Here is a 4,141-nt window from a genome sequence, read left to right as displayed (position 1 = left end):
ATCTCATTATGTAGTTTCCTGGCTTAAATCAGACTATTTTAGGATTGAAATTATATTTTATAGTATATTATATTGTGTTAGTAGTGCTTAAATCAGACTATTTTAGGATTGAAATAGATATATAAGCTCTGATAGGGTTGTTGTGCAGGTTGAGCTTAAATCAGACTATTTTAGGATTGAAATTTGCATGTTTTGAATTTTTTTGTGATGATGTGTGTGCTTAAATCAGACTATTTTAGGATTGAAATGTTTATATCAATCCCTTGCAGGTACTTCATCAGCTCGCTTAAATCAGACTATTTTAGGATTGAAATATTCTAACATTCTTCATCCCCTTCTTCAAAGTACTGCTTAAATCAGACTATTTTAGGATTGAAATTGTGTTTGTTAAATAGATATAAAATGCTTCGTTGGGGCTTAAATCAGACTATTTTAGGATTGAAATGACTTCGCATATTCACAAAGGTCATCAAATATGCCTGCTTAAATCAGACTATTTTAGGATTGAAATTAGGCAACCAAGGAGCAGTAGCAGCGAACGGAGGAGCTTAAATCAGACTATTTTAGGATTGAAATCCGATAGCGAGACGCATAACGAGCCTGAGAACCGGGCTTAAATCAGACTATTTTAGGATTGAAATATTATCATCCCTATTATTAATATTGCTTTTATTTTCAGCTTAAATCAGACTATTTTAGGATTGAAATCATATACTACAAGTCATAAAGCATCACACCCTACTCATGTGCTTAAATCAGACTATTTTAGGATTGAAATGCAGATAAAATATTTGCAAAAAGAACAATTAGGTTTGCTTAAATCAGACTATTTTAGGATTGAAATTTAAACTTTTAAAACAAAGGGATTCAAAAAAATGAGCTTAAATCAGACTATTTTAGGATTGAAATAATTCAAATGCAAATGTCATGGGAACATAAATGAAATGCTTAAATCAGACTATTTTAGGATTGAAATGGTTCAAGAAAATATGTTGAAAGAGCTATTCAAAGGGGCTTAAATCAGACTATTTTAGGATTGAAATGAATACATATTCAACAGTCAAAGACCAACAGGGAGCAGCTTAAATCAGACTATTTTAGGATTGAAATTTTCTTAAAATGGAATATACAGGTGACATTGAAGCGCTTAAATCAGACTATTTTAGGATTGAAATGTTGACTCATTAGCTTAAGTACAAGAGGTGCTAACTGCTTAAATCAGACTATTTTAGGATTGAAATGTTAATACTCCTTCAAGGTCTCCTACAGAGTTTTTGCTTAAATCAGACTATTTTAGGATTGAAATCGATTTTATAGAAATATTCTTTAATCATGCTTTCATCGCTTAAATCAGACTATTTTAGGATTGAAATTATTCGCATTTCAGAACAAAGACAGCACAAGCGCAACTGGCTTAAATCAGACTATTTTAGGATTGAAATTGAATAAGATATAGCGACTGTTATTCTCTGTTTTTCAGCTTAAATCAGACTATTTTAGGATTGAAATATAACTTCTATTATCATTTATGTGCACTCCTTAAAAGCTTAAATCAGACTATTTTAGGATTGAAATGATGAAATAAAAGAAGCTTAAACTTTTCTCTCCAATTTGCTTAAATCAGACTATTTTAGGATTGAAATCTTTTATTTAAAAAAAAGGAGGTGTTTTAGTCTCTGCTTAAATCAGACTATTTTAGGATTGAAATCTCGATAAAGAGGGGGTGATTGAGTGGTGTGAACGCGCTTAAATCAGACTATTTTAGGATTGAAATGCAATACAATGTTCCCAATCCTTTTAGGATAGTTTCCGCTTAAATCAGACTATTTTAGGATTGAAATTCATAAATCTCTGTAAGGGTTGTATCGGTAACTATAGCTTAAATCAGACTATTTTAGGATTGAAATCAATAATCAAGCCATATTATTTCTCGACCTTCATCAGGCTTAAATCAGACTATTTTAGGATTGAAATCGAAACTACCTTAAAAACAGATCAGCTTTAAGATTCGCTTAAATCAGACTATTTTAGGATTGAAATGATGGAGAATGGGTTATTGAAGAAATTGAAAATCCAGCTTAAATCAGACTATTTTAGGATTGAAATTCTGTATCTCCAGATGCAGAGGCTAATACATCTTTGTGCTTAAATCAGACTATTTTAGGATTGAAATTTATATTGACTATACAGATCAAATTTTATATAAAAGGCTTAAATCAGACTATTTTAGGATTGAAATACAAGCAAACCACCTGTCTTTAAACGACATAAAGAGGGCTTAAATCAGACTATTTTAGGATTGAAATATAATCTCCTTCTTCGATGTTTTGTTCATATACTGGCTTAAATCAGACTATTTTAGGATTGAAATGTTATAGCTGATATACAAAACATGATGCAGTTAAAGCTTAAATCAGACTATTTTAGGATTGAAATTACAAACAGCAGATGACACATTTGAAGAAGCGAACCTGCTTAAATCAGACTATTTTAGGATTGAAATTTGCATCCTTACTTGTCCTCATTTCGGGGTGGTATCTGCTTAAATCAGACTATTTTAGGATTGAAATGCTGCTGCAAAAACAAAACCGCAGGCGCAGGCCCTCGAGCTTAAATCAGACTATTTTAGGATTGAAATAATTTTTCTGAAATAAATTCAGTCTGATTTCCTCTCTGGCTTAAATCAGACTATTTTAGGATTGAAATAAAAAGAAGATAATCAAGAATAGCATTTACACTTTCGGCTTAAATCAGACTATTTTAGGATTGAAATTTTTTTGTTCGGAGGGATTGAAATGGCTGAATGGTTAAGGCTTAAATCAGACTATTTTAGGATTGAAATCTCGTATTTGTCAATACAATAAGGAGGCAAGGTATTGGCTTAAATCAGACTATTTTAGGATTGAAATGTGGAAAGGTTACTGGTTAAAATCAAAATCTTATACGGCTTAAATCAGACTATTTTAGGATTGAAATTGGTTTACACTGAATTATTATGTACTTTTGTGCATAGGCTTAAATCAGACTATTTTAGGATTGAAATGTTGATGACTCATATGCCTTAATAACTGCTTTGAATGGGCTTAAATCAGACTATTTTAGGATTGAAATGTGATGGGACAGTGCCGAGTCCATGAGCTATATTTTGGGCTTAAATCAGACTATTTTAGGATTGAAATAACTTGATCCAATAGTTCCTCCATACCCTGCAAAAGGGCTTAAATCAGACTATTTTAGGATTGAAATATACAACTTGAAGAAATCAAGGACAAGAAAGGGAACAGCTTAAATCAGACTATTTTAGGATTGAAATAGATAAATAACGCGTTTTACCTTTCTTTCTTTGAGCTTAAATCAGACTATTTTAGGATTGAAATAATAACATGCGGGTTTTATAATAGTCCCATTTGCAGGCTTAAATCAGACTATTTTAGGATTGAAATTGAGAATTAAAACGAATTGCCCGGACAGAAACAAACACAGCCCAAAACGAAGGCAGCTTCGACAACATGAAGGAGCTGGGAGTGGAATTTCATAAATGGGTTACGGCTCGTGATGAGCGTGTAAGACCTTCAAGTATTGGTCCTGATGGAGAACATAGATCTAAGGAACGTAGATCTAAAAGAAAAGATGGTAAAAGTAGCAGGAGAAAGGGAACAGCTAATCATGAAAACTTGATGGGGAAATTGTAAGACTTGGAGAACCTTTCAGTAATGGTTTGATCCGTCCTGGTGACCGGTCAGGCTCTATGGATGAATGGATTAATTGTCGTTGTACAACAGTACCTTACATCATGCCTTTAAATAAAATGGCGCCTCCTGAAAAGATTCAGTTTAAAGAAATTGAATTAGTTCAAAGACCAAAACAGGTTAAAGGTTATACTGAGTTTAACCGTAAAAGTGAATTGTACGATTATGCTGAAAAGAATTTAAAACATGATAAAGGATTGTATGATAGTAAAGGTAATTTAAACACTAAAGGAAGGCAGTTAGAGATTTATAAGAATCGTGAAAATGAATGGTTCTCTAAAGCGAATACTGCTTTAAGAACTATGAATATTGAAGATATTCCTGAAGAGCTTAAAAAGGAAATACGACTTTTAGATAGTGCTTTAGAAAATAAAACCATTGATAAATATATT

At 32.0% G+C, this 4,141-nt stretch carries 2 protein-coding genes and 1 CRISPR repeat array; both genes read left to right on the top strand.

Annotated features, from left to right (window positions below):
• Positions 1 to 21: 21 nt before the first annotated feature.
• Positions 22 to 3,443: a CRISPR direct-repeat array (repeat unit 30 nt; unit sequence GCTTAAATCAGACTATTTTAGGATTGAAAT).
• An 81-nt stretch (positions 3,444 to 3,524) separates the two neighbouring features.
• Positions 3,525 to 3,692, top strand: coding sequence for a hypothetical protein (locus tag QMD61_11495; GenBank protein ID MDI6725257.1), 168 nt, complete (start codon positions 3,525 to 3,527; stop codon positions 3,690 to 3,692).
• Between the two features lie 56 nt (positions 3,693 to 3,748).
• The coding region (locus QMD61_11490; protein ID MDI6725256.1) for a hypothetical protein at positions 3,749 to 4,141 on the top strand (393 nt) is incomplete at its 3' end.

This window comes from Methanobacterium sp., from assembly GCA_030017655.1.
In the GTDB taxonomy this organism is placed as follows: domain Archaea; phylum Methanobacteriota; class Methanobacteria; order Methanobacteriales; family Methanobacteriaceae; genus Methanobacterium_D.
Note: the sequence above shows the minus strand (reverse complement) of the source record. Positions and strands in the feature narration are given on the sequence as shown.